The sequence below is a fragment of the Turicibacter sp. GALT-G1 genome (assembly GCF_025594995.1).
Taxonomy (GTDB): Bacteria; Bacillota_I; Bacilli_A; order MOL361; family Turicibacteraceae; genus Turicibacter; species Turicibacter bilis.
On sequence record NZ_JAMQUS010000002.1, the window covers coordinates 1 to 23,617 of the forward strand.

Annotated in this window: 28 protein-coding genes and 1 pseudogene; 7 read left to right on the top strand and 22 right to left on the bottom strand. The window is 29.7% G+C overall.

Annotation, left to right across the window (positions count from 1 at the left end):
• Positions 1-52: 52 nt before the first annotated feature.
• From NEH74_RS00545 to NEH74_RS00605, 13 genes are all read right to left on the bottom strand, one after another.
• Positions 53-502, bottom strand: a complete 450-nt coding sequence (locus NEH74_RS00545) for a RadC family protein (RefSeq protein ID WP_262940896.1) — start codon at positions 500-502, stop codon at positions 53-55.
• A gap of 363 nt (positions 503-865) precedes the next feature.
• A complete protein-coding gene (locus tag NEH74_RS00550) occupies positions 866-1,339 on the bottom strand; it encodes a hypothetical protein (RefSeq protein ID WP_262940897.1) in 474 nt (157 codons plus the stop codon).
• Between the two features lie 20 nt (positions 1,340-1,359).
• Positions 1,360-1,863, bottom strand: coding sequence for a hypothetical protein (locus NEH74_RS00555; RefSeq protein WP_262940898.1), 504 nt, complete (start codon positions 1,861-1,863; stop codon positions 1,360-1,362).
• Entirely contained in the window at positions 1,860-2,096 is a 237-nt protein-coding gene (locus tag NEH74_RS00560; RefSeq protein ID WP_262940899.1) for a hypothetical protein, read from the bottom strand. The genes NEH74_RS00555 and NEH74_RS00560 overlap by 4 nt, the downstream gene beginning before the upstream one ends.
• A 256-nt stretch (positions 2,097-2,352) precedes the next feature.
• Complete coding sequence (locus tag NEH74_RS00565) at positions 2,353-2,994, bottom strand: hypothetical protein (RefSeq protein ID WP_262940900.1); 642 nt, start codon at positions 2,992-2,994, stop codon at positions 2,353-2,355.
• Between the two features lie 621 nt (positions 2,995-3,615).
• Positions 3,616-5,040, bottom strand: coding sequence for a hypothetical protein (locus NEH74_RS00570; RefSeq protein WP_262940901.1), 1,425 nt, complete (start codon positions 5,038-5,040; stop codon positions 3,616-3,618).
• Between the two features lie 3 nt (positions 5,041-5,043).
• Entirely contained in the window at positions 5,044-5,676 is a 633-nt protein-coding gene (locus NEH74_RS00575) for a hypothetical protein (RefSeq protein ID WP_262940902.1), read from the bottom strand.
• A 228-nt stretch (positions 5,677-5,904) separates the two neighbouring features.
• Positions 5,905-6,483 carry a hypothetical protein gene (locus tag NEH74_RS00580; RefSeq protein ID WP_262940903.1) on the bottom strand — a complete coding sequence of 193 codons (579 nt, stop codon included), beginning with the start codon at positions 6,481-6,483 and terminating at the stop codon, positions 5,905-5,907.
• Positions 6,484-6,980: 497 nt separating this feature from the next.
• Positions 6,981-8,597 carry a recombinase family protein gene (locus NEH74_RS00585; RefSeq protein WP_262940904.1) on the bottom strand — a complete coding sequence of 539 codons (1,617 nt, stop codon included), beginning with the start codon at positions 8,595-8,597 and terminating at the stop codon, positions 6,981-6,983.
• Positions 8,598-8,840: 243 nt separating this feature from the next.
• A complete protein-coding gene (locus NEH74_RS00590; protein ID WP_262940905.1) occupies positions 8,841-9,695 on the bottom strand; it encodes a hypothetical protein in 855 nt (284 codons plus the stop codon).
• A gap of 49 nt (positions 9,696-9,744) precedes the next feature.
• Positions 9,745-9,915: a hypothetical protein gene (locus NEH74_RS00595; protein ID WP_195454982.1), complete on the bottom strand. Its 171-nt coding sequence runs from the start codon at positions 9,913-9,915 to the stop codon at positions 9,745-9,747.
• A gap of 128 nt (positions 9,916-10,043) precedes the next feature.
• The gene (locus NEH74_RS00600; protein WP_262940906.1) at positions 10,044-11,723 is read right to left on the bottom strand and encodes a phage/plasmid primase, P4 family; all 1,680 of its coding nucleotides are present in this window, start codon (positions 11,721-11,723) and stop codon (positions 10,044-10,046) included.
• A gap of 45 nt (positions 11,724-11,768) precedes the next feature.
• Positions 11,769-12,143 carry a hypothetical protein gene (locus NEH74_RS00605; protein WP_262940907.1) on the bottom strand — a complete coding sequence of 125 codons (375 nt, stop codon included), beginning with the start codon at positions 12,141-12,143 and terminating at the stop codon, positions 11,769-11,771.
• 326 nt (positions 12,144-12,469) lie between these two features.
• Here NEH74_RS00605 and NEH74_RS00610 point away from each other — a divergent pair, with 326 nt between their 5' ends.
• Positions 12,470-13,123 carry a hypothetical protein gene (locus NEH74_RS00610; RefSeq protein WP_195454987.1) on the top strand — a complete coding sequence of 218 codons (654 nt, stop codon included), beginning with the start codon at positions 12,470-12,472 and terminating at the stop codon, positions 13,121-13,123.
• 210 nt (positions 13,124-13,333) lie between these two features.
• Here the strand turns inward: NEH74_RS00610 and NEH74_RS00615 are convergent, their stop codons facing one another.
• The 7 genes from NEH74_RS00615 to NEH74_RS00645 all read right to left on the bottom strand — a co-directional run bounded on the left by NEH74_RS00615 (position 13,334) and on the right by NEH74_RS00645 (position 16,027).
• Positions 13,334-13,633: a DUF960 domain-containing protein gene (locus tag NEH74_RS00615; protein ID WP_262940908.1), complete on the bottom strand. Its 300-nt coding sequence runs from the start codon at positions 13,631-13,633 to the stop codon at positions 13,334-13,336.
• 13 nt (positions 13,634-13,646) lie between these two features.
• Complete coding sequence (locus NEH74_RS00620; protein WP_262940909.1) at positions 13,647-13,775, bottom strand: hypothetical protein; 129 nt, start codon at positions 13,773-13,775, stop codon at positions 13,647-13,649.
• A gap of 119 nt (positions 13,776-13,894) precedes the next feature.
• A complete protein-coding gene (locus NEH74_RS00625; protein ID WP_262940910.1) occupies positions 13,895-14,242 on the bottom strand; it encodes a hypothetical protein in 348 nt (115 codons plus the stop codon).
• 113 nt (positions 14,243-14,355) lie between these two features.
• On the bottom strand, positions 14,356-14,877 hold the full coding sequence (locus tag NEH74_RS00630) for a DUF1643 domain-containing protein (protein WP_262940911.1): 522 nt from the start codon (positions 14,875-14,877) through the stop codon (positions 14,356-14,358).
• Between the two features lie 11 nt (positions 14,878-14,888).
• Complete coding sequence (locus tag NEH74_RS00635) at positions 14,889-15,257, bottom strand: hypothetical protein (protein WP_262940912.1); 369 nt, start codon at positions 15,255-15,257, stop codon at positions 14,889-14,891.
• A 77-nt stretch (positions 15,258-15,334) separates the two neighbouring features.
• The gene (locus tag NEH74_RS00640) at positions 15,335-15,508 is read right to left on the bottom strand and encodes a DpnD/PcfM family protein (RefSeq protein WP_262940913.1); all 174 of its coding nucleotides are present in this window, start codon (positions 15,506-15,508) and stop codon (positions 15,335-15,337) included.
• Positions 15,509-15,577: 69 nt separating this feature from the next.
• Positions 15,578-16,027, bottom strand: coding sequence for a RadC family protein (locus tag NEH74_RS00645; RefSeq protein ID WP_262940914.1), 450 nt, complete (start codon positions 16,025-16,027; stop codon positions 15,578-15,580).
• A gap of 509 nt (positions 16,028-16,536) precedes the next feature.
• Here NEH74_RS00645 and NEH74_RS00650 point away from each other — a divergent pair.
• The gene (locus NEH74_RS00650) at positions 16,537-17,316 is read left to right on the top strand and encodes a YiiX/YebB-like N1pC/P60 family cysteine hydrolase (protein ID WP_262940915.1); all 780 of its coding nucleotides are present in this window, start codon (positions 16,537-16,539) and stop codon (positions 17,314-17,316) included.
• 10 nt (positions 17,317-17,326) lie between these two features.
• Positions 17,327-18,493, top strand: a complete 1,167-nt coding sequence (locus NEH74_RS00655; protein ID WP_195455054.1) for a hypothetical protein — start codon at positions 17,327-17,329, stop codon at positions 18,491-18,493.
• Positions 18,494-19,016: 523 nt separating this feature from the next.
• Here NEH74_RS00655 and NEH74_RS00660 read toward each other — a convergent pair.
• Positions 19,017-19,466, bottom strand: a complete 450-nt coding sequence (locus NEH74_RS00660) for a RadC family protein (protein ID WP_055305876.1) — start codon at positions 19,464-19,466, stop codon at positions 19,017-19,019.
• Positions 19,467-19,977: 511 nt separating this feature from the next.
• Here NEH74_RS00660 and NEH74_RS00665 point away from each other — a divergent pair.
• The 4 genes from NEH74_RS00665 (at position 19,978) to NEH74_RS00680 (ending at position 23,279) form a co-directional block, all read left to right on the top strand.
• The gene (locus NEH74_RS00665; protein ID WP_055305467.1) at positions 19,978-20,544 is read left to right on the top strand and encodes a hypothetical protein; all 567 of its coding nucleotides are present in this window, start codon (positions 19,978-19,980) and stop codon (positions 20,542-20,544) included.
• Between the two features lie 64 nt (positions 20,545-20,608).
• Entirely contained in the window at positions 20,609-21,514 is a 906-nt protein-coding gene (locus NEH74_RS00670; RefSeq protein WP_055305468.1) for a hypothetical protein, read from the top strand.
• On the top strand, positions 21,511-22,131 hold the full coding sequence (locus tag NEH74_RS00675) for an ATP-binding cassette domain-containing protein (RefSeq protein ID WP_055305469.1): 621 nt from the start codon (positions 21,511-21,513) through the stop codon (positions 22,129-22,131). The genes NEH74_RS00670 and NEH74_RS00675 overlap by 4 nt, the downstream gene beginning before the upstream one ends.
• A complete protein-coding gene (locus tag NEH74_RS00680) occupies positions 22,113-23,279 on the top strand; it encodes a hypothetical protein (RefSeq protein ID WP_055305470.1) in 1,167 nt (388 codons plus the stop codon). Before NEH74_RS00675 ends, NEH74_RS00680 begins: the two co-directional genes overlap by 19 nt.
• Positions 23,280-23,445: 166 nt before the next feature.
• On the opposite strand, the pseudogene NEH74_RS13645 reads toward NEH74_RS00680, so the two are convergent.
• Positions 23,446-23,535: pseudogene (locus NEH74_RS13645) on the bottom strand (hypothetical protein); the annotation flags it as partial.
• Positions 23,536-23,617: the final 82 nt, after the last annotated feature.

Below are 23,617 nucleotides of genomic sequence, written 5' to 3' on the forward strand. Positions count from 1 at the left end.
ATGCCGGGCGCACATAAAAGAGCTAAGCGACTTTAATTAATCACTTAGCTCTTTATAAATAACCTTTTTCTTTTAATGATGTAAATGTTCCATCTCCTATAATGAGATGATCTAACAACTTGATCCCGAGCAACTCACCTGCTTCATATAAGCGGTGGGTTAATTGAATATCTTGTTGTGATGGTGTTGTTTCACCTGATGGATGATTATGAAATGCCATAATACTCGCTGCATTGGATAGGATTGCTGTTTTAAAGACTTCTCTTGGATGGACAATCGCTTTATTTAGTGAACCAACTGATACCACTGAGATATTAGTTGGTTCATTCTTTGTATTCAAACAAGCAATGATGAATTGCTCACGATCTAATCCTTCTAGTTGTTCTTTAATCATTTCATAAGCATCATTTGGTGATAAGATTTGACGTGTTTGATAAAGGAAGCTAGACTCCTTGACCATTTTAATGGATACAATATTAATTCGTTTTGCGACATTCGACATGTATATTACCTCCTGAGTAATGATTCAAGGAAATAATATATGTTTATAAATGCTGTTATTACATTTAACTTACTTTATTCATTCACTCCCTCCATTCCTTTTCTAAATTATGTTATAAAAAGAAGTGGCTAATTAAGGATTTGAAAACTCATTCAATTTAATTGAAACAATCATTGGATTTTCATTGATCAAAAAAATGACCCCCTTTTCTTTGATAACTCAATTTCTGTTCAAAGTTGGAGGTCATAATACACGTGTTTATATTACTCGCTTACTAATCACTACATCAATTTTTTGTTTTTTGACGCTAAACACTTTATTCTCAAAATTTCACTATACTATACTCAATCGCATTATAATTCATTAATTTTTTAATGTTTTATTAACTTCATTTATAAATAATTGATAATCTAATAAATTTAATTCTTCATAGGATTCTGTCTTAACCCCATCAACAGTATACTTAAACTTCAGATTAATAATACTATCTGTTGATAATTTAATATTTTTTATTAATTTCTGTTCTTCAATATACATTTTATCATCATCAAGATTTGTCAAACTTAAAATTAGGATAACTTGACTATTAATAGAGGCCTCGATTTGGATATCTGTAACGTCAGTTTCAATTTCACTATTTTTTGATAAAGTATAAGAATCAATATATACTCTATTATTCATAGAAATCATTTTCAAATTTTCTAATATCAAATCACTGTTATTAGTTTCAGTTGTGATATTATACACATTAAAACTATTTTGTTTACTCATATGGATTATTGTTAATAGTCCTAAAAAAACTAAAACTGTTGCTACTGTGACTAGTCTCTTTTTCATAAATGCTTCTCCTTAAGATATTAATCCCAATATATGTTCATCGTTCCATTCTTTAATGCAAGAACTAGATATGATGTTGTTCCTGCAGTTATCCCTTCGACTGATGCAGTCAATGTAAATTGCATGCTAGCTAAGGCTGGTGCTTTATAAACGAGATCCTCTACAGCTCGATCGATTTGTACAATAGTTGATCCATTCGTTCCTACTCCTGTGACTCTCCCTTTAGTTGCTTTTGTAATCTTACTTGCTCCATATCCATTTCTTGCTCTCCAAAAATCTGCATAAAAACTAGCATTCATAATTCCTATCGATTTCGAAATTTTATAGTCAGTATATTGTGATCCATAGGCTGTATTTGATACGCCTCGTTCAAATGTTATAATTTCTTTCTCTTCATATTTAGAATCCTCTGTTGCCCTTAATTCGTTTAAAAGGAAAGAACCATCTTCAAATCTATAATATTTAACCTGATCTTCTCCACCATTTAACTCAAAAGAGTCAAAATCACTTGGAACATTCTTCAATTTTTCCTCTTGATAACAATCCCATGGTTCATTGTTATCAAGTTTTTTAGTAATATTTCCACCTTTTCCTCTGGTACAGAATGACTTAATAAATAATTAATCATCTCCTCTCTATCATAGTTTTGTACAGATGCAATTGTAGTATTAGCTTTAGCTACATAATTAGTTGATAAAACTGTTGATCCAACCAATATACCTCCAATTGATAAAAATTTAATTAATTTTTTATTCATAAAATCACCCCTTATAGTTTTATTATAAAATATACCTACATAGAGTTTCAACCATTTTTAACCATATTATGTATTATATGTTAAAAATATATTTAAAGTAATGATTTCTGAACTTGATGACAATGGACGTGGATACTAACCGCTACGCCCCATCTCCACCAGAATATCCACGTCCGCAACTGTTACAGGAAAAAAGACAAAACAAAAACCATTATCTGAGTTCAGATTAAATCTGATTTGAGATAATGGTTTTTTTCTATATAATATTAGGAAGAGTGTAATGTTTATTCTTTGCAAAATGTCCTTTTAGAATGGCTAACTTAATCAAATTTTCTAAAAACTTCTCTCCTGTTGGATATGTGATACGTTGAAGAAGTGTCGAATAAGTTCCAAGATACGCTGTTCTCCCATCAAGATCGATACCCTCTTTTTGTACATGTTCAATGAGTAAGTCACGATACATTTCTCGTTCTGCTTTAGTCATATCTCTTCCTTCTATTTTTTGAGTAGATAATTTTAACGGTATACTCAATTGAATTTTATTATCTTGAAAATTATTAGTTAGATTAATTGAAGTAAGCATTTTATTACCCTTTGTATATACAAATAATCGATAATGATTATTTGTATTAAAATATAATTGAATTACTATTGGAATAGTTATTTCATATTTTTTATTAACAAGTGTATATTCTTGTGTACGTTGTAAAAAATTAGTCTCTTGTAAGTGTCCACCTTGATTATTAATTGAGCAGTCGATCCCTTTATTCACATCAAACTCAATTCCATTGATAACTATGATTTTAGGAAGCCTAAGTTGTTTCATATGACTAGAAAATTGTTTCATCATTCTTTCCATCATATCACTAGTCCTATTATCACCGCTATATGGACTCATTGGTAACTTTCCTTTGTACTTTATTCGCAATTTTATAACACCTCTTCTGGTTAATTTATTATTTATATTATAACAAAATTTTCCTTATAATTATATATTGAGATAACAGATTATAAAGTATTTCTAGTGGCTCTTTTTGACATATCAAATATTCTAATTCTTTTCCTGTATACATTTCTTCAATAATCATCTCTAGTATAATTGTCTTCAACCTCAGTTCATGGATTTAATCTCCAACTATATTTTCCTCTAACTGTTTCAATTACTCTATGAAGTCATCGTACTCTGCTTGTACACGATCATACAGAATAATTTGTTTATTTATTTTAATAAAATCGTAAAAAATAAGCTATCAAGATTGAGTTCTTGATGGCATTTTTCATATTATTTGAGATAACTATATATAGAAACAGATAAGTTTTTCACATCGAGAAATCTTTTAGTTAGACTACAAGGTATCTAAGTACTAAAAGAGATATACAACTAAGTGTGCGTTAAAACTATGAATTACATTTCTGGTTATATATATTTCAAAAGTAGCCATGACTCAAATACAGTAGTCTACTACTCTATTTATTCATAATTTTAGTAAGCAAGATCATTCATTTCTTAATTCTAAATTTATGAAACATATCCAATGCGATTAACGCCGATCACACCACGTCGTAATATCTTAATCCCAATTGTAGAATAATTAAACTTTTGATGTTCAAATTTATTAAAATTGAATTGATTATATTCGAATGTTTGATATTGGAACTTTTCATATTCAAATACCTTAATTCCGATAGATTCCATTATTTCTTTAGGTAAGTTATAGTCTTGTTTTACAACTCCAAATAGCGTAAATCCTGTATCAATACAGAAAGAAATATATGTCTTATATGTTGCGTTATAAACAAAATCACCCAAAACCGATCCTACAAAGCTTCCTAATAACAAACTAAATACAGGTATTGGAATAAACAGCTTGAATAATGAAGAGGTCATGAATGATCCACTTGTCATAAAGACATCTCGAACAAAACTATCTACTAATTCACCTATCTCTATTTTCTTTGTAGCAACTAAATAAGATTGTTTAACTACATTCATAACTACAACAGTTAATGCCCCAATTACTACTGGATTAGTCCCTTTTAGGTGTGTTCCTAAATGTCCTGCTTCACATGCACCTGTAATCACTGCAGCAATTGCTCCTCTAAAAAAACCTTCTCCCGCACCGGTAATAGCAGCAAATCCGATCTTCTTAAATTGCTCTTTATCTACATGACCATTTTGGACAAGATAATCAATTGCTTTATAAATTTCCGGAGCTGTTTTTAAAACCACTGAAATCGTCGCAGCAGTAACTCCTGCTTTCATAGAGTTATTTAAAATATCTTTAAATTTAACTAACTCCTCGGTACTAACTCCAACCTTCCTAGCGTTAAAAGCACCTTCTTTGCCTAATTCAGCATATAACTCTGATTCATTTTTAGATAATGGAATAGATTCAATACCATCTGAACTTCTTATTTTATCGGTTAAAAGATTTAATGTTTCTTGATACCTTTGAACTTGTTCTGGTCGCTTAACACTCTCTTCTGCTATTTTCCTTTCTAACCATTTAATCGCTTCCTCCATTTGATCTTTTGGTATTAACCTAATTTGACCGCCATAAATAGTTTGATTAGTGCTTTTATCCACTTGAGCCTGCATCTTAGCACTCTCAATTCCATCTTTATAATACTTCAATCCATAAGAATCGCCAAAATTAGTCGAAACATCTACTGATGCAAATTTATTGCTTTCATCTACAAAGGTTCTGTTACCAGAACCTTTAATAGCTGCATTGATATTAAAAGTCCCTGAATGCCAATGTTCAGCTACGTTTCCTTTTAGGGCACCAACACTTCTCATATTTCCTTTAAATTGATTAATACTAGCTTCTAATTTATCAATCTCCCTGTTAATATTAGCAATATATTCTTTTCCTTGTAACGATCCTACAATACCAGATGAACCCTTAGCTAAGAATTCATAACCTTTTTCAAATGCTTGCACTCATTAATCCTCCAAGAAATGACTTAACCCGTATAAATAAAAATGATAGGTAGCCATGTTATACTGTTGTTCACGAACCTTCTTTTTCATTGCAGGAGAAGTAATCCCTGTTTGAATCTTCCCTGATACTGATAAGAATTTATCCTTAAACGTCAGCTTTTCTACTACTGGTTCTCCTTTATATATCCAATCAATCCCTACAGATTTCTTTTCTACTACTAGTTCTCCCTCTTTTAATTTTTCAAATCTTTTACCATTCTCTACACTATATTGATAAAAGCTTAAGTAGTCATCTTCAGTTAAAAATCGTTTATCTACATAAATAACTGATCGATTTCCTAACCATCCATACTTCATCCCATATTTATTATATTTTTCTTCAATATTAGGAAGTATACTTTTTACAATTTTCATATTACCAATAAAAACTACTTTTTCATCTGATGATAATGTATGTTCATTGTGTAAATAATATTTCTCTTCCCAAACTGCAGCCTCAACACTGCCATCTTTACAACCAATAATTTGAGTCTCAGTATCATCTTTTTTCCCTATCAGTTGTAATAATTGATACGCGTAAACCTTTGTGTCTGGTATACATACAATTATTAATTTCTTCTTTTTCTCTTCAAACATATAACCCCTCCTAAAACTACTCATTTCCTGATTCTTATATAAACTTTTTATTCAGTTAACTTCCTTTAATATAGAATGAAAGATTAAATTTAATTAAGTATAATTATACAAAACAATCTTCGACACTTTTTGGTATTTTTGAATTAATTGTTTAATCCAACATTCTTAATAAACGAGCTGTGATGATAATTCCTTTAAATCTTTACCATTATAATGTTTCTTCGCTCATTAATCCTCCAAGAAACGACTTAACCCATATAAATAAAAATGATAAGTAGCCATGTTATACTGTTGTTCACGAACCTTCTTTTTCATTGCGGGAGAAGCAATCGTATTTTGAATCTTCCCTGATACTGATAAGAATTTATCCTTAAACGTAGGTTTTTCTACTACCGGTTCTCCTTCTTTCAATTTTTCGAATTTTTTACCAATCAATATGCAATAGTGATAAAAGCTTAAGTAATCCCCATGAGTTAAATCTTGTTTATCCACATAAATAACTGATCGATTTCCCAACCATCCATACTTCATAGCATATTGATTATATTTTACTTCAATATTAGGAAGAATGCTTTTTACAACTTTCATATCACCGATAAAAACTACTTTTTCATCTGATGATAATTGACATTCATTAGAGAGATAATATTTCTCTTCCCAAATAGCAGCTTGAACACTGCCATCTTTACACCCAACAATCTCCGTCTCAGTATCATCTTTTTCCCCTATCAGTTGTAATAATTGATAAGCATAAACCTTTGTCTCTGGTGTACATACAATTATTAATTTTTTCTTCTCTTCAAACATATAAATCCTCCTAAAACTACTCATTCTTGTATCCTTATAAAAGATTTTTATCATCTAACTCCCTTTAATGTAGAATGAAAGGTTAATTTCAATTAATATAATTATACAAAACAATCTCCGACACTTTTTGACAATATTTGTCGAATACAACAAAAACTATTCTATTTTGATATCTCTGTATTAATTGTTTAAGCCTACGTTCGAAATATCCCAGTAGTTTCGATAGTTCTTTTAGATTCCTACCATTATAATATTTTTCTAAATAATCCATTATATACTTTTGGCTATATAGCCTTTGTGGGAAGCAGGGCTGTTAACCTTTATAATACTGATGAATTATATTAACTTGTTCCTCTCCTAACACCTCAAAAATATCAGCATAGATTCGATTAAAATATTCTTTCATATTTCAACCTCTTAGTACAATTAATAATAACGTTTTTTACTAGAGTAATCATTTAAGTTTTTCATCAAAAAATTCTATTAATAATTCCTTATCAACTCACCTCCTTTAAAGGTGAATAAGCATAGATAACTTTCTTTGAATAAACCTTTGTTTCTATCAATACTACCTTTTTGAAATCAACAAAAAAAGCCCCAAGGTTATACGCTACCTCAAGGCTATCATTATTTATAATAATTTTATGAATGAATCGTGATAAGATATACTTCATCATTTCATCATTATTTTTTAAAACATACTCTTTCGCTTCTTCTAAAACATCTTTCATTTGATCTAATGTAAGATTAACTTCTGATTGTTTCACTTGATGATTTTGTATTTCATTTGTTAAGACAATCTTTTGTTGTTCTAATCGTTGTAATTCCGCAGTAATCGTATCAATACTTCCTAATCCTCCTGCCGCAATTGCTTGAACTAAATTTGATGCTTTTTGATTCACTTCTGCTAACTGTTTCTCTAACTTAGGTAAATCATGATCCATCTCTGAAATCTTTTCTTTCAATTTCTCATTCACTTTTTGATGTAATCGTTCTAAATGTTGAGGATTTAAAATGGTCGTAAAGAGTTGTTGGACAATAAAATTATCTAATAAGGTTCTGTTAATCTCTTTACACTTACATGGGTTCTCGATTTTCTTACGTTTTGAGCATCTATATGAAACGTATTTTTGTTTATTTCTACCTCCAATTCGTGCACTTCCATGATAGGCTGATCCGCACTCACCACATTCTATCAATCCTGAGACAAGATAGACTTCTTTTGCTTTTGAGGCTCCTTTAGAACGTTGACGACTAGCTAATAGTTTTTGAACTTGTTCAAATGTTCCTTCGTCTACAATCGCAGGTAATCCATTTGGCACACGAATGATTTCTGATTCATCTTTATTTTTACGATGTGATCGTTTCATTCCTGGTTGTTTCGGTTTAGAAAGACTTCTACCAAAGACATATTCACCTTTGTATTTTGAATTCACGAGGATATCATAGAAAGATGAATTAGCAGAAAATTTATTACCTATTTTAGTACGATACCCTAATACATTCAGATATTCTGCTAATTCTCGATAACTCCATCCTTCTAAGAACTTTTTAAAGATAATACGAATAGATTCTGCTTCTTTTTCATTAATGATGTACTGCTTCGTTATAGGATCAACATCATATCCTAAAGGTGGTAAGCCTCCGTTATGCAAACACCTGTAAGCGTTTTCTCTCAGTCCTTTCATCACTTCTCTTGCCAAATTTTGGCTGTAATATTGACCGACACCTAATTGGATGATTTGTTGTAATTGTCCTTCAGGTGTATCTGCAAATTGTTCAATAACACTAATCACCTTTACTCCATATTGAGCTAATTCACTTTCAATATTTAACGTATCACGAACATTACGAGAGAAACGATCCATTTTATGAACGATTACTACATCAAATAAACCTTTCTTAGCATCTTCTATCATTCGTTGGAAGTTTGGTCGATCGGTATTTGTCCCTGTCAATGCCATATCAATATAATCACCAACAGGTGTATAATCATGTTCACCCATAAATTTGTAGATGGCTCTTAATTGTGCATCAATCGATTCTTCTCGTTGATTACTACTACTGAATCGACAATATGCGACCGCCCTCACTTTCGAACTCTTCCTAATCATTGCTAATAACCTCCATTGATTCATGTAACTTTTAAATAAATCAATAATATAATATCTGCTTTAAAAGCTATTCATTACTTCCCTTACTAAAATTGTATGGAGCAACTATTATTGTAATAAATGCGATAAATGCCAATTACATTTATCGCATTTTAAATAAAATCCATTATCTAATAAACTCAATGAATTTGATTTTCCCATTTAATATACTTTTTAATCTCCCATCTCTCATCACACATCAAATTACCAATCGATAGTTTCAACAGATTTGATAACCCCATTCAAACCACTTCTTAATTGATGACCTTCTAAATGATATCCAGATTGTAAAACTAACTGTAATGATTCTTCATTAATTTCCTCTTCTAAAGATAAGTGATAGCTACCATCTAAAGAATAGTGAATAAAACCTGTAAAATCAAAAGGACATTCCTGCACTAAATGGCAATCAGAATCGTCATAGGTTTTAAAGTAACCTTGTTTAAATCCTTGTCCAACATAGCAATTGCTTTCAACTTCATTACTTAAAGGCCCAATTAAATGATATGAATAACTAAATTCTAACCCAAAGATATCTAATTGATCCAATAAATCAGCTAACGTCATTAATGATTTTGGATAATCTAAAACATCCTTAAATAAAACGGGTTTATTTGTTTCCCAAATAAGTGTAACTGTACCATCATCAACACTTGTAAAAATTACTTCTGAGAACTCATACCCATAACCTCTAAATGTTTGTTGTAGTTGACGAAGTGCGACATCGTATGATTTTGCAAAGTTATTTTGTTGACCAAATGGTGAACCATATTCTAATAAAGATTTAATCCCGATTTCAGCACTAAATCGTACATAAGTAGGCCTATTTGATACCATACTTAACATCAATTCTTTATGTTCATTAATGTACTCAATAGCACGTAATTTCTGAGAATAATCACCCTCTGAATAGACTCCATCCTTCATATCCTCAAGTACTTCCCAAATCCACATTTCTAACTTCATATCATCAGAAACATGATTTTCAATTAAACCTTTTAACTTACTTGCTACTTCTTCCACGTTTTCTACTGTTACATTAATTTCTGTATTTTTCATATTAATTGCTCCTTTTCTCATCAGTTAATTTAAATTCTGATTTCATTTATTAACTAGTCATACTAGCATCTTTTTTTACATGACGACTAAAATGATGCTCGATTAAGTAATTCGTCAGCCATTTAGCTAAATCATCAACATATAATTCAAAATCGATTGATAATTCACTTGTCATACCTTTTTTCAATTCTTCTTTTGTATATATTTTCTTTTGAGTCATGAAAATTCTCCTTAATAAATCATGGGTAGAAAAGGTGGTGAAGGGGGTAAAGAAACTTCACCATCGTATAATAGAAACAAATTCATTCCATACAACTAAACACACTCCACCCTTTCTCCCCCTCATCACTATTGGACTTTTATACCATAGATACGTTTCATTCCACGAACGCTCGTTTCTGAAATACTCCATTGAAATTTTTTTATTGTCGCATAAAATATTTTCCAAAACTTTTGGGGTGATTTTGTACCATGATCCGCTATCGCATTATCATCCAACCATTTTCCATATGCCTCTATCAAATCTTTACGCATGATTCGACTATCCTCACTTTGAATAATACACTCTTTGCAGAATTTCTCTACCGGGTTAATATTATCCTGATAAGTTTGAAGAAGTTTTTCGGAATTTTTACTTTCAGTAAATACATAACCATTAGCGATTAATCGTTTTAATCCTTCTAGAGCCCAATTGAAGATTCCTGGTAATTCAACTAACAATTCTTCCGTTAAATGCTTATTTTGTTCTTGAATGGAAAATTGGCGGTTAAAAGGAACAATAACCAAACGACGTATCAAAGCATATGAAGAATCTGAAAAGGTAGGAAGATTATTCGTCACAAAAATCAACTTAGTATTTAATCTCCTATTGATCGCTGTTCGTCCTTTCAAGTCAATATTAACTGCATCTCCTGAGGTGATAGCCTTAAAATTTTCATTTGAAAGAATAAAGTCTGCCTCATTTTCACTCGCAATATTCAATTTCTTATCTAGTAATGGTTCCATACCAAAACGAGTTTCTAAGTTTTTCAATGACACATTAGAAACCAAAGATTTAGAAACTAAGGCTTGAAAAACATCTGCCATCACTGATTTTCCCGTTCCGCCTGGGCCGTACAAGAAAAAAGCTTTATTAGCTTTTGTTTCATTATCAATGACATAGCCAGCAATTTCTTGAATTAAATGAATTAATTCTGAATCACCTTGCAGGGTCTCAGACAAGAATTTATCGAATTTGGGACAGATTGCTTCAGGATCATAGAAAACCCCTAGAGATTGAGTACATAAATGATTTGAAGAAAACTTTTCAACTTCTAATGTTTCTAAATTTAATGAACCATTCATTAAGTTAATATGCGTTTTGTTAAAATCACTCGCATGTATAACGACTGAATCTCTCATCAATAAAGCAATCATTTCTTTTTCAAAAGTTGTTGTCCACTTAAAATCTGAAATCATTTTACTAGCCCATCTAATGATTCTTCCAATGACATAATTATCATGAATATATGCACCCGTTTTCTTATTGTAAACATATAAAGATTCATCACCATTTTCTAGTTTCATGACTAAAAGTGTCGTTATAGACCTTATAAAATCTCCCAATATCTCCTCATCAATCTTCACTTTTCCAGAGCGAGACCTATAGCCACCACATAATCGACTAATTTCACTTTTGTAATAGATCCGAAGCTCATTAAGTAATTGATTACCAACTTTATCAGCGGCTTTTGTCACTAACATTTGATATCCAGATTGAGCATCCTGATAATCTATTTGAGTATGTAGTGAAAGAATTTTAGAAAAAATTAATTCTTTTTCAGATGTCATCAAATTCGTCAATTGATGACAAGCAAGAGCTAATTTTACTGTATTAGGATGAGCTAGCAACTCAGTGGTTGTTAGCTCATCTCCTTTTAACCAATTTACAAAAGAGGTCAATACTATAAAGTCATCATTAATTGATTGAAAACTGATGGCTTTCTCCAAATTCAAGTAAGGATCTAAGGTTTGTTGTTTTGATTGCATTGACATTCATCTCACCTTTCTAAATAAAATATGTTATTTCAAACTCTACAGAAAGAGATCATCATCTGTATCCACAGAATCTGTAGAATCAAAAATCATGTCTAATATATCAACTGGCACACCGCACATTGAATCAAAGTTCGGTCTTTGTCCTAATGTTACTTCTATATCAAAAGCTTCCATTAACTTCTTTAAATAATAATTTTTAAAATTGAACTTAGTAATATATGCCACTTCGTGTCTTCCTCCATCGTTATCCACTAATACTTTGAGTGAAAACATCGGAGTATCATCTTTTTTTGAAGGAAACACTGAATATGATGTAGTAACACCTTCATATCTTCCATCAACTAATGTATTACTTGCATAAAAAGCACTTTCGAATCGGTCCCAATTAATTTGATTATCTTTGTTATTCATAAAAAATTCTCCTTTATTTTTGATTATTATTTACTATCATTCAAGAAGATTAAATGAAGCTATTTTCTTGAATGAACTATATCTCGTTCCGGAACAAACCTATAGTATCACATGATTTTATTGATTTCAAATTATCAAAACAACACTAAAAATCTATTTTTATTGACTTTAATAATCGTTTTGTGTTATTTTATTGATATATCTTCGAGATGCGAGAGCAGTATCTGACCAATACAATTCAGATATATTTTTTTATTCAAACAAAACCTATTTAATGGTACTTATGGTAAATAATTCTTTTTTTAAAATAAAAGTGAGGTTATTATATGACTAAAGAAAAACAACCTAAACGATTTAGAAGACAAAAAGAGACAATGAAGGAAATTCGTAAAGCTTTAATAAACCTAATACTAGAGTCATCCCCTAAAGAAAATGGAATCGCATTCGAAGATATAAGAGCTGTTTTTGATAAGTTTGGTTTAGATCACCTATCAGATCCTTCAATTCGAAGAGATTTAGAACTTGCAGGGATTGAATATAATGGTCTATATTATGTATTAAAGGGCATGATTCCTGCTCAAAAAACATCATTACGGTTATCTGAACTAATAAAAGACTTTGACATTTTTGGTCCTGTTGGTTATCCAAGAGTAAACTCATCACAAACCTTTACTCCTTTATCTTTGTCTCATATATATTTACGATTAAAAATAGGAGTTAGGCCTGAACAATTATTAGAGTTTAAAGAACTACTACAACAATACTTAAATCAGGTACACAATTTATATTTAGAAACCCCTGCTGAATATCCATTAGAACGCTTTTTCTTTGATGTTACTGTATCTAATCAAACCATTTGCTTTTCACTAAATGGTAAAAATTCACTAGATGTATTCTCTAATTTATTAAATGAAATCAATGAATGTAATCCTAATAAGCGATCTAAAAAGATTAAACTATTTCATATCATTCCCCAATAGATAACATCTCTATCTTTTTCATATTTTTGGCCTCTCTAATTTATAGGGAGGCTTTTTTTACTAATTTCACTTGCAATATACATCACTTGATTTCTAGCTTCTCTTTTTATTCCCTTAGTTTAAAAAAAAAATATTCCCTATCTATCATCATTGAATGCATCTATGTTTTTATAATCATTCAATGATGAATCATGATAAGGGATTGCTTTTTTAATACTCGTTTGCTAGAAGCATCGTCACATAATCTTCATTTTCTATCACATACACTTTTTCTGTCATTGGATGATCGATATTAATCACATATGTTCTTTCATATTCGGGTACTTCCTGTTTATGAGTAATTTCTTGATTCAATACCTCTCCTTCTAACATTTTCAATTGAAAGACATGAAGATAATCACATGAATTCATCTCCTCCTTACATCGATCATACATTTGCCACATCAACACCACTAAATCAAAAGGGATACATTCCTGTACCCCTCTAGTCATATATTTTTCCATTTCCATGATTCAAGACCTCCTACAACCATTTTTCAACCTCTTCTTTTGATAGACCAAAACGTTCTGATACTGTTTCTACCACTTGTTCATTAGACAATCCTATGGATAGAAGTTCTAACAACAGTGCGACAATACGAATCCATTGCATCAATTTCCTCCTTATGCCATATTCATTTCTGGATAAACATTTTCAAAATATTTAATCACTAACTCTACAACTACTTTTAAGATTTTTACAATTGATCTAATCATGATACATTCTCTCCTTTACTCATTAATCGCATTGAATTGCGGATATTGTTCTAATAATACCAATGGCATAAAAATCACCATATTATAATCTGAACCTGCTAACAATAACAGTTCACAATAGTTCTCTTCATCAGCTCCAACAAATGCATCAACATATTCTGCTTCCGTTACAGGGAACTGTTCCAATAACTCGTCTAACTGTTCCTTGTGATTCACATACATAACAAAACCACCTAAATCACCAATCATTCGATTTTCTCCATAATTCTCATTTAGGATTTCTATTTTTTCTACCATTCGCTCTTTGACTAAAGGATCTAATGAATGAACTTGTGATAACTGATTGACATTTACTATTTTCATTTGATTTCCTCCTCATATAAAAACCTCTATCCTTACAGAAAGAATAGAGGTTCGACTATTGATTAACGATCATTAATCAACATTTGGATTGATTAGCGTTAATTAATGTTATACTAATTTTTCCAATTGATTAAATTCCATGTTGCAACTTTTGGTGATAAGGGGTGATACATTTTAACTCCATACTCATCACTGATATAAAAAGTCTTATTCCTAAATGGTTTAAGTTTCTCTAATAATTCCTCTTGTCGTTGCATCATTTTTTTACTTCCATCACCAAATGATCCCCATGCGATAATCAATGAATCACACTTCAACGCTGACTTCTCAATATAGATATCATTTTCAGGATGTAACAATTCTTCGAATGAATCACCCATTCTTAATTTAGGTGTGATATAGGAAAATAAGTTACAGATATCTACTGAGGTATAATTCAATCGTTTCAAATTATTGATGATATTCATTGTTGTACGGTCCATTTCTATTTCATCGGCTGTTGATGGATTAATCATGATAATCGTACATTTTAACTTTTCCTTATCTCTCGACCAATCCTTTTTCAAGATTAATCGATGATTCATATCATCTGAATAAATCACCTCTGTTCTGACACTTGAACGAGTTGTAATCATAACTAACCTCCCTACTTTACATACACAAATAAATGACTATAATCATCTTGAACAGGTTTCAATCGAATAAAGAAATTGAAACATTCACTTTCTACCTTGAACGTTTCCTCATGCTTGTAACCCTCACCACTACATTTTTCAATGACTTTATCAAAGACATCTAATTGATTGAAAATTAATTCATTCAATTCCTGTTGTAACTGTTGAATGGAAATTGGATGCTCCATCAACACTTGATTCATTTGTGAGGATGGAAACCATTGATTACAGACTTCATTTGGTCTTGAAGAACAATAATCCAACCTCATTATTCCTAACGATTTATTCTCATCTAATCCTAAGCGAACTAATTCTTTTACATTGATCCATTTGGTTAACATCAATCATTACTCCTTTCTTCGTTCAACTAAAAAACACTAGATAACTTGATGTTCTATCTAGTGTCATTCTTTTTATATCAGTCACAGATGTTAAATTCAGTCTCAACTAAATCGGATGAATCTAAAATAATTTCTTCATCATGATATTGGTTTCTGATATATTCAATCGGATCACAATCCATCTCATCAACATCTACTTCAATCAGACGTTGTAAGGTTTCCGTGATACAGACTGTTATTTTATGACTCATAGTTTCTACCTCCTATTAGTGATGGAATAATAAAAGAGCTAAGTGACGTTAATCTAATCACTCAGCTCCTTATAAATAACCTTTTTCTTTTAATGATGTAAATGTTCTATCTCCTATGATGAGATGATCTAACAACTTGATACCCAGTAACTCACCTACTTCATATAAGCGGTTAGTTAATTGAATATCTTGTTGTGATGGTGTGGTTTCACCTGATGGATGATTATGAAATGCCATAACACTAGCAGCATTTGATAGAATAGCTGTCTTAAACACTTCTCTTGGATGGACAATTGCTTTATTTAGTGAACCAACTGATACCACCGAGATATTAGTCGGTTCATTTTTAGTATTTAAACAAGCAATGATGAATTGCTCCCGATCCAATCCTTCTAGTTGTTCTTTTATCATCTCATAAGCATCATTCGGTGATAAGATTTGACGTGTTTGGTAAAGGAAACTAGACTCCTTTACCATTTTAATGGATACAATATTAATACGTTTTGCGATATTCGACATGACTATTACCTCCTGAATAACTATTCAAGGAAATAATATATGTTTATAAATGAAGTTATTACAGCTAGATTACTATATATTAAAATATAGATATTTATTTCCCCTACAATCATTGATTTAAATTCACAATCATATTTTTTTCATACAAAAACATCCTTTTATTAAGTCTAATGTAATGACTTAACCTAAGTTTATCCATAAAACTATACTATCACCAAAATAGTTTAAAGGCTTAGTATTTTTGTGTCCAAAATATTGACTTAGACCAACCATTTAAGAGTATTAAATAACCGATTAAGCATATTAAGTTTTTTAAAAACTAATTTATTGATAATATATTATTCGAATAATAATTGTATAATTATACATTATTTTCCTTTATTTATTATTTTCCTATAAAATAAGATAGTATTTACAAATCTGAAGACTAGAAGAGTTATTTTTGTAAAAAGGAATATATCGAAAAATTATACTAATAATTATTTAATTTAAAAAATGGAGAGGTTAAAATGAGAAAGTATTTATTTATGTTTACAACTTTATTAGGAATTTATTCTTCTATGAGTGTCCAAGCCGCACAGAATTCAGAATATGAAGTAAAAATGCCTGAACAATCCTTACTAAGATCAGAAGGGATTGAATCATATTCACAAAGAATTCGAGAATTAAATCAAGAAGAAGTCGAAAAATTGCCACAAGAAGAACAACAGGATGCAATCAGTGCTGTTCTTCAAGTCATCTCTGATCTAAATAGAGACGAAATTGATGCAATTACTGAGATGAAAAAAGAGAGTGTAGGGGGCCTAGTAGATTCAGATGCTAGAAGAACAACAACTATCGAGTGGCAAAATTATGGGGATATTTTAATTACTCTAGATTCTAAAACTTTAGGTTGGAATCATGGGCATGCTGGAATTGTAGATTACAATAAAAATACAGTAATTGAAGCAAATCCTGGTGAGGGAGTTAAGAGTAAAGTGAGTTATAGAACGTATTGGGCTAAGGTTAATACCGATGAGCTTTATGTAGGTGGTGCTACACAATCGAATTATAAAACAGCAGTAAATTACGCAGCTAAACAAATAGGTAAGCCCTATACTATTTTGACAACATTAAATAGCACTGATCAATGGTATTGTTCTAAATTAGTATATAAAGCTTGGCTTAATGCGGGCTATAATGTAGGAGATCATTACAAAGATAGTTCATGGAGCTACGATATCGTAGGGGTTACTCCAAAACAAATTTTATGGGACGATAATGTATTTTTCTATCAAAAAGTGAAATAGAGGAATAAGAATGAAAAAAAATCTTTTTGGTGTAATAATTGTAACTATAATTTTAATTGTAGGCTTCATTTTAATAGGATATAATACATTACTTAAACAACCCAAAGATTTTGAAGTTTTGCAGATTTTAAGTAATGATCTGTACACTCCATCCTATTTATTATATTCCAATGGGAATGGTGAAATTATCGATAAAGTTAAACTTCCAAAAGGTGAAGGTGTTGGATATTCAGTATTGCGTCAAACTCGAAATATAGTTTATTTTGATAGCTATCCGGAGACTTCAACTATATTATCATATGATAATCAAACACAGTCATTAAATAAAGTAGGAACAATAGATCAAAAATATGAGCGTATTAATCCTTACTCCGAAAACTTATTTATTGTCATCAATAATGGTTTTGCAGCTGATGGTGAAGCCTACAATTCAGGATTTTGTTATTTAGAAGATTCTTGGAAATGTTTTGAATTAGAAAGTAACCTTCATATTTGGAATGGTGTTGTATTTAAGGATAAGATTTATGTATATGCTAATAGCGCTCAACCTATATTGGATGAAAATAAAAATATTTCAAGTGAAGAAAAAATCTTGATATATGATAAAAATTTTAACTTATTATCTTCTATAGATGTTAATGAAGACTTACTACTAGCACGTGATATTATCTACTTTTACCCATATAAGGATAATTTATTTCTATTAGGTGAAGGATTAAATACAGGTGAATTTACCATAAAACAGGTAGATGAAAATTTAGAAGTTAAAACACAAGTAAACTACTCAGAAACTAATTCTAAAGATAGAAATCTGTGTACACCACTCTCGTTCTTCGAAGAAGAAGAAGGCAAACTTTACTTAGAGATATCTTGTGAAAAAAGTAAAGAATCAGAGGGATATGAATCGACACGATATCAAGAGGATAACTTATTATTAAAGTTAGATTTTGATAATTTGGGTTCAGATAACACTCCAATGATAGAAATCGGTGATAGCCGCATTGTAGGTGTAAACTTTGAAACTAATACTATTCTAACACAGGAAAGGTTAGATAAATCCTCACTAAATTCTATTACAGTCTATAACCTAGACTTTGAATATCAGAGGACAATAGAAGTAGAAAGATTCGATAATAGAATGCCCACGCTAGTTGATATCTCTAGAATGAAAAAATAATAAAAGTAAGAAGAAATCGATTTAGTACACCTTAAATAAGTAATTATTTAAATAGTAAAAAACTATTTTTAGTTAGATGATGATATAGTCTTACTGATTCATTTGTGATTTATGACAATAAACAACTGGATGGAAATCCTAGTGACTAAGCTACTAGGATTTTTTCTTTTGACTTGAATTAAATTTTAAATACTGAGAATACGTGATTAAAATTAATAAAAGTTATATTATACAAAGGCAATTCTTTTAACAACTTGAAGTTTCCTATCAATCACTTTAATTGATCTGTTAGTATATGGTATTGTGAGTGTTTTTTATAAGATTAATAGATTACAAAAGCTTGAACAGTAATTTGAAGTTCCGGAGATTACCCGATTAGAAAATATAAAATACTGATTATGATTATTAGCTATTTGAAACAGTAAACTGATCGATAAGTTGTGATACTGAATATAGTTTCTCCCCCCTATTAGTTATGGAATAATAAAAGAGCTAAGTGACGGTAATATAATCACTTAGCTCCTTATAAATAACCTTTTTCTTTTAATGAGGTAAATGTTCCATCTCCTATGATGAGATGATCTAACAACTTGATACTCAGTAACTCACCCGCCTCATATAAGCGATTGGTTAATTGAATATCTTGTTGTGATGGTGTGGTTTCACCTGATGGATGATTATGAAATGCCATAATACTAGCAGCATTTGATAGGATAGCTGTTTTGAAGACTTCTCTTGGATGAACAATCGCTTTATTGAGTGTTCCTACTGATACTACCGAGATATTAGTCGGTTCATTTTTAGTATTCAAACAAGCAATGATGAATTGCTCCCTATCCAAATCTTGAAGCTGATCTTTAATCATTTCATACGCATCCTTAGGTGATGAAATGGTAAGTGTTTGGTAAAGAAAGCTAGACTCCTTTACCAGTTTAATGGAGACGATATTAATACGTTTTGTCACATTCAACATGTATATTACCTCCTGAGTAACTATTCAAAGAAATAATATATATTTATAAATACTGCTATTACAGCTAGATTACTATATATCAAAATATGGACATTTATTCAAAAAAAAACAATCATTGATTTAAATTCAACATTATATTTTTTCATACAGACACATCCTTTTATTAAGTCTATTGTAACGACTTAACTTAATTGTGCCCATAAAACTATACTAGCACCAAAACAGCTTAAAAGCTTAGTATTTTTGTGTTCAAAACGTTGACTTAGCCCAACCACTTAAGAGTATTAAATAACCGATTAAGCATATTAAGTTTTTTAAAAACTAATTTATTGATAATATATTATTCGAATAATGATTGTATAATTCTACATTAATTCCCTTTATTTATTATTTTTCTATAAAATGAGATAGTATTTACAAATCTGAAGACTAGAAGAATTATTTTTGTAAAAAGGAATATATCGAAAAATTATACTAATAATTATTTAATTTTAAAAATGGAGGGGTTAAAATGAAAAGTGTAACTAAGTTATTAGGATTAACAGGACTAGCACTAGCTCTAACTTATGGGGGACAACAAACTTTTGTTGAGGCTAGTGATAGTATGAATGATTCTATTGGAGCAATCCAACCTAGATGGAGTGATGATTCTAGTCTTTCAGTTCCTGGTGGAACCCTTACATCTAATGTTTGGCGTCAATCAGTAGGAACAAATTCTGGAAATACAATTAAATGGGATTTTCAAGTTTCGGCCGTTTACAGTGGTACTGGAACTGTAGAAAGAATTAGAACAACTTGGAAGGGGAGTGCCTCATTGCGTAGTTCAGCAGAAATAAGTCTAGGAGTGGACTTGTCAACAGGAGGTGTTAGTGCAGGTTCTGGATCATCTTGGCAAACAGTAACAACGCCAACAAAATATTGGGAAAACTCAAATGGAGCAAAAACTTCAGACTATCGTAGTAATTTAATCGTTGGCCCAAGTAAGGACTATAGAACAAATACTGCATATATTCAAAATACTGCTCTTGTAAAGATTAAAGGCTATGCTAAAACGTATGAAATAAATGCTGGTGCATAAAAAAAAGCAAAAAACAGGGATTTATTTCCTGTTTTTTGCTTTTTAAAAAGGAAGGTAATATACTATGTTCAAAATTATTATATATATTATGTGTATGTCTATCGGATTTATATTATCTGGATGTAATCAATCTTTAACTGATTTATCAAAATATCCCCCAATTGATAATTCTGACGAAAAATATTTATATAATAGATTTAATCAAAAAATTCTAGTATACAATACTAATTTAAATACCGTTGTTAAAGAAATAACCGAGAATAATTTTTTTCAATATGAATTTCCTCAACAAACAGACATCTACATATCTGGTCATAGTTTTGATAATGACTTTGAAGTATTAAAAATTACAGACAAAAAAATACAATCGTTATTAAAATTGAAAAAAAATGAAGGAGTATTTCCAGTCGCTAATAATGAAAACTATCATATAATGATACGTTCATTTTATGATAGTAATAATATAGAAATTGAAAATTTAAGGATACTATGTGGGTTTGATAGCGAGAACCATGAATTATTTAATTATGAAAACACATCAGGACTAATAACAAAAGGAGTGATAGATACTGATACTCTGTACTATACAGTATATAACAAAGATATAGATAGCTATAGCCTATATTCTTTAGACTTAACTGATACTCGCAGCACTCCATTATTAAATCAAGAAAATTTAATTAGCGACGATTTATTATTAACTAGTCAAGGTATTTGGATAAGTGATAATTCTAACTTTTATAATAATAACAAAAGTTTTCAAAAAGATATATTAAATTATGTTCATCCTGACAAAGATCATATCATTCAAATTGGTATTAACCAAAATAATGAACTAATTTTAAAAATATATAATCTAGAAAATGAAAAATATATTACGGAAGTTTCTAATATTGTTGATTTTCAAACAACATCTGATTCAATCACAATTTACGGAAACGGTTTCCAGAAAAGGATCGATTTAAAATGATGATAGAACTTAAAAACGCTTCTAAAAGATACGGTGAAAAGGTGATACTCGATAATGTTTCCTTTAAATTTGAACAAAAAAACTTATACTGGCTGACTGGGATAAATGGTGTAGGAAAAACAACATTATTAAATATAATAATAGGCTATGAAAAATTAGATTCTGGTCACATTCTTCTCCCTCCTGACATTAAAGTCCAATATATGTATCAACAACCTCTTTTATTTTCAAATCTATCTATTTACGATAATATGCTAATTAAATATTTATCATGTCATGACAACGATAGATCAATCGATGAATATAAGATATATTTTTCTAATATCCTTAAAAAGCTTAATATTAATAATGATTTAGACACTCCTATTAATAGACTTTCAGGTGGCGAAATGAGGCGAATAACTCTATCACAATATATGATGGATATTCCCGATATTATATTACTCGATGAGCCAACTAGTAATATTGACTCTCAACAAAAAAAATATTTTTATAATTTAATAGATAAATTATTTCCATCATCTCTGAAAATATTGATTACTCATGATGATGTTAGCGAAAAAGAAGGAATAGTATTAGAGTTATCAGGAGGATGTTTATGTCAAAAAACAAAATAAAGCTACTTAGTAAATTGGTTAAAAAAAAAACAACCCTTTCTTTAAAACTCTCTCTTATCATTTTTAATTTCATGTTAATTCTACTAAGTATTGTATCTATATCACTTATAAGCCAATACTACCAACTTAAAGAAGATTTTTTTTATAATGATAATACTCATATCATTGAAATCACTTCCAAGCGTGAAAATAATAAATTAGTAAATCTTCAATCACTAGATGAAGAATATATTAAAACGACATTAAATAATGTATTTTCTGATACTGAAGTATGTGTATCTATCGAATATTCCATTAATTTTGGCATTCCAGATAGTAATAATAATACATATTTTATATATATGCTAAATGATAAATTATCAAATAAATTAGGGTTAAACTTTACTAATGATTTTACAGCTATATATACTAGAGATACTCCTCTTGAAAATATTACATTAAAATTACCTAAAATAATTATTGAAAATCAAGGTTATTCAAGCAGTGAATCAATTGATTTTCCAATAAAAATAGAGAAGGTTAATAGCTTATCTCACTACTTAACAGACGGCTTAGATAAATTATATATATCTGAAGGTTTATATACTAAAATAATTAATGAAATGTTTGATGATAATAGCTATAATAATATTAATCGTATTCTTATTTATGTCACAACTTTATCAAATGTTGATCATATTGCTGATATAATTAATTCATTAGGATTTAATATAAACTACACTCTAGAGTCTTTTAATGATTTATCTAAATCTCTAAATAATACATTATTATCTTCTTTTATTATATTATCCCTACTCTTAATTGTAACAAGTATTAACCTAATTATCTCTTCAGAAATTTATTTAAAAAATAACCAAAAAGATATGGGAATATTTAAACATTATGGATATACTACAAGCCAAGTATACTCTATTTATAAAAATAATTTTCATACTTTATTTTTTAAATCCTTTATGATAACTGAAGGATTTAGTCTACTTTTTTTAATATTTTTAATAAAAAAACACATCATATCAATAGTAATTTTGATTACTCTTAGTCTTTTACTAATAATTTATATTGTAAATTTATTAATTATTTTAAGAATTAAATATTTTACTGAAAAATCAACCATAAATTTATTGAAATTTTCAAAGGAATCTGAATAAAATACTCTTACTCTATTAACTTATCTAGTATTATTAATTAATTTGACTAATAACATTTTCAAATTAGTCAAAAATATTTCTAATAATAAAAAACACCCTGAATTGTGTGGAACCCCAAAAGTTGAACTAAATATTAAGCAGCCTATTGGCTGGTATGAATTCAGTATTAGACCGGACTCATACCAGCCAATTTTCTTTTGTTTCGTTTATGAATATAGTAGTAGATAGGGTTTTTAATGGCATCTTTAAAATCCTCGTGTGTTTGATAACCTTAGCATAATACATCTTTTTTTTGAGGATTCCAAAGAAGTGAATTATCTGTATATTGCAAGTGAAAA

Bases quoted from the DNA above. Each gene is read 5' to 3' on its own strand.
- NEH74_RS00670 (WP_055305468.1), top strand. From the start codon at position 20,609: ATGTTCAAAATTATTATATATATTATGTGTATGTCTATCGGATTTATA.
- NEH74_RS00680 (WP_055305470.1), top strand. From the start codon at position 22,113: ATGTCAAAAAACAAAATAAAGCTACTTAGTAAATTGGTTAAAAAAAAA.
- NEH74_RS00545 (WP_262940896.1), bottom strand. From the start codon at position 502: ATGTCGAATGTCGCAAAACGAATTAATATTGTATCCATTAAAATGGTC.
- NEH74_RS00590 (WP_262940905.1), bottom strand. From the start codon at position 9,695: ATGAAAAATACAGAAATTAATGTAACAGTAGAAAACGTGGAAGAAGTA.
- NEH74_RS00665 (WP_055305467.1), top strand. From the start codon at position 19,978: ATGAAAAGTGTAACTAAGTTATTAGGATTAACAGGACTAGCACTAGCT.
- NEH74_RS00595 (WP_195454982.1), bottom strand. From the start codon at position 9,915: ATGACTCAAAAGAAAATATATACAAAAGAAGAATTGAAAAAAGGTATG.
- NEH74_RS00635 (WP_262940912.1), bottom strand. From the start codon at position 15,257: ATGTTAACCAAATGGATCAATGTAAAAGAATTAGTTCGCTTAGGATTA.
- NEH74_RS00550 (WP_262940897.1), bottom strand. From the start codon at position 1,339: ATGAAAAAGAGACTAGTCACAGTAGCAACAGTTTTAGTTTTTTTAGGA.
- NEH74_RS00615 (WP_262940908.1), bottom strand. From the start codon at position 13,633: ATGGAAATGGAAAAATATATGACTAGAGGGGTACAGGAATGTATCCCT.
- NEH74_RS00610 (WP_195454987.1), top strand. From the start codon at position 12,470: ATGACTAAAGAAAAACAACCTAAACGATTTAGAAGACAAAAAGAGACA.
- NEH74_RS00575 (WP_262940902.1), bottom strand. From the start codon at position 5,676: ATGTTTGAAGAGAAAAAGAAGAAATTAATAATTGTATGTATACCAGAC.
- NEH74_RS00585 (WP_262940904.1), bottom strand. From the start codon at position 8,597: ATGATTAGGAAGAGTTCGAAAGTGAGGGCGGTCGCATATTGTCGATTC.
- NEH74_RS00600 (WP_262940906.1), bottom strand. From the start codon at position 11,723: ATGCAATCAAAACAACAAACCTTAGATCCTTACTTGAATTTGGAGAAA.
- NEH74_RS00620 (WP_262940909.1), bottom strand. From the start codon at position 13,775: ATGCAATGGATTCGTATTGTCGCACTGTTGTTAGAACTTCTATCCATA.
- NEH74_RS00605 (WP_262940907.1), bottom strand. From the start codon at position 12,143: ATGAATAACAAAGATAATCAAATTAATTGGGACCGATTCGAAAGTGCT.
- NEH74_RS00660 (WP_055305876.1), bottom strand. From the start codon at position 19,466: ATGTTGAATGTGACAAAACGTATTAATATCGTCTCCATTAAACTGGTA.
- NEH74_RS00650 (WP_262940915.1), top strand. From the start codon at position 16,537: ATGAGAAAGTATTTATTTATGTTTACAACTTTATTAGGAATTTATTCT.
- NEH74_RS00560 (WP_262940899.1), bottom strand. From the start codon at position 2,096: ATGAATAAAAAATTAATTAAATTTTTATCAATTGGAGGTATATTGGTT.
- NEH74_RS00640 (WP_262940913.1), bottom strand. From the start codon at position 15,508: ATGAGTCATAAAATAACAGTCTGTATCACGGAAACCTTACAACGTCTG.
- NEH74_RS00580 (WP_262940903.1), bottom strand. From the start codon at position 6,483: ATGTTTGAAGAGAAGAAAAAATTAATAATTGTATGTACACCAGAGACA.
- NEH74_RS00630 (WP_262940911.1), bottom strand. From the start codon at position 14,877: ATGATTACAACTCGTTCAAGTGTCAGAACAGAGGTGATTTATTCAGAT.
- NEH74_RS00655 (WP_195455054.1), top strand. From the start codon at position 17,327: ATGAAAAAAAATCTTTTTGGTGTAATAATTGTAACTATAATTTTAATT.
- NEH74_RS00675 (WP_055305469.1), top strand. From the start codon at position 21,511: ATGATGATAGAACTTAAAAACGCTTCTAAAAGATACGGTGAAAAGGTG.
- NEH74_RS00625 (WP_262940910.1), bottom strand. From the start codon at position 14,242: ATGAAAATAGTAAATGTCAATCAGTTATCACAAGTTCATTCATTAGAT.
- NEH74_RS00565 (WP_262940900.1), bottom strand. From the start codon at position 2,994: ATGAGTCCATATAGCGGTGATAATAGGACTAGTGATATGATGGAAAGA.
- NEH74_RS00645 (WP_262940914.1), bottom strand. From the start codon at position 16,027: ATGTCGAATATCGCAAAACGTATTAATATTGTATCCATTAAAATGGTA.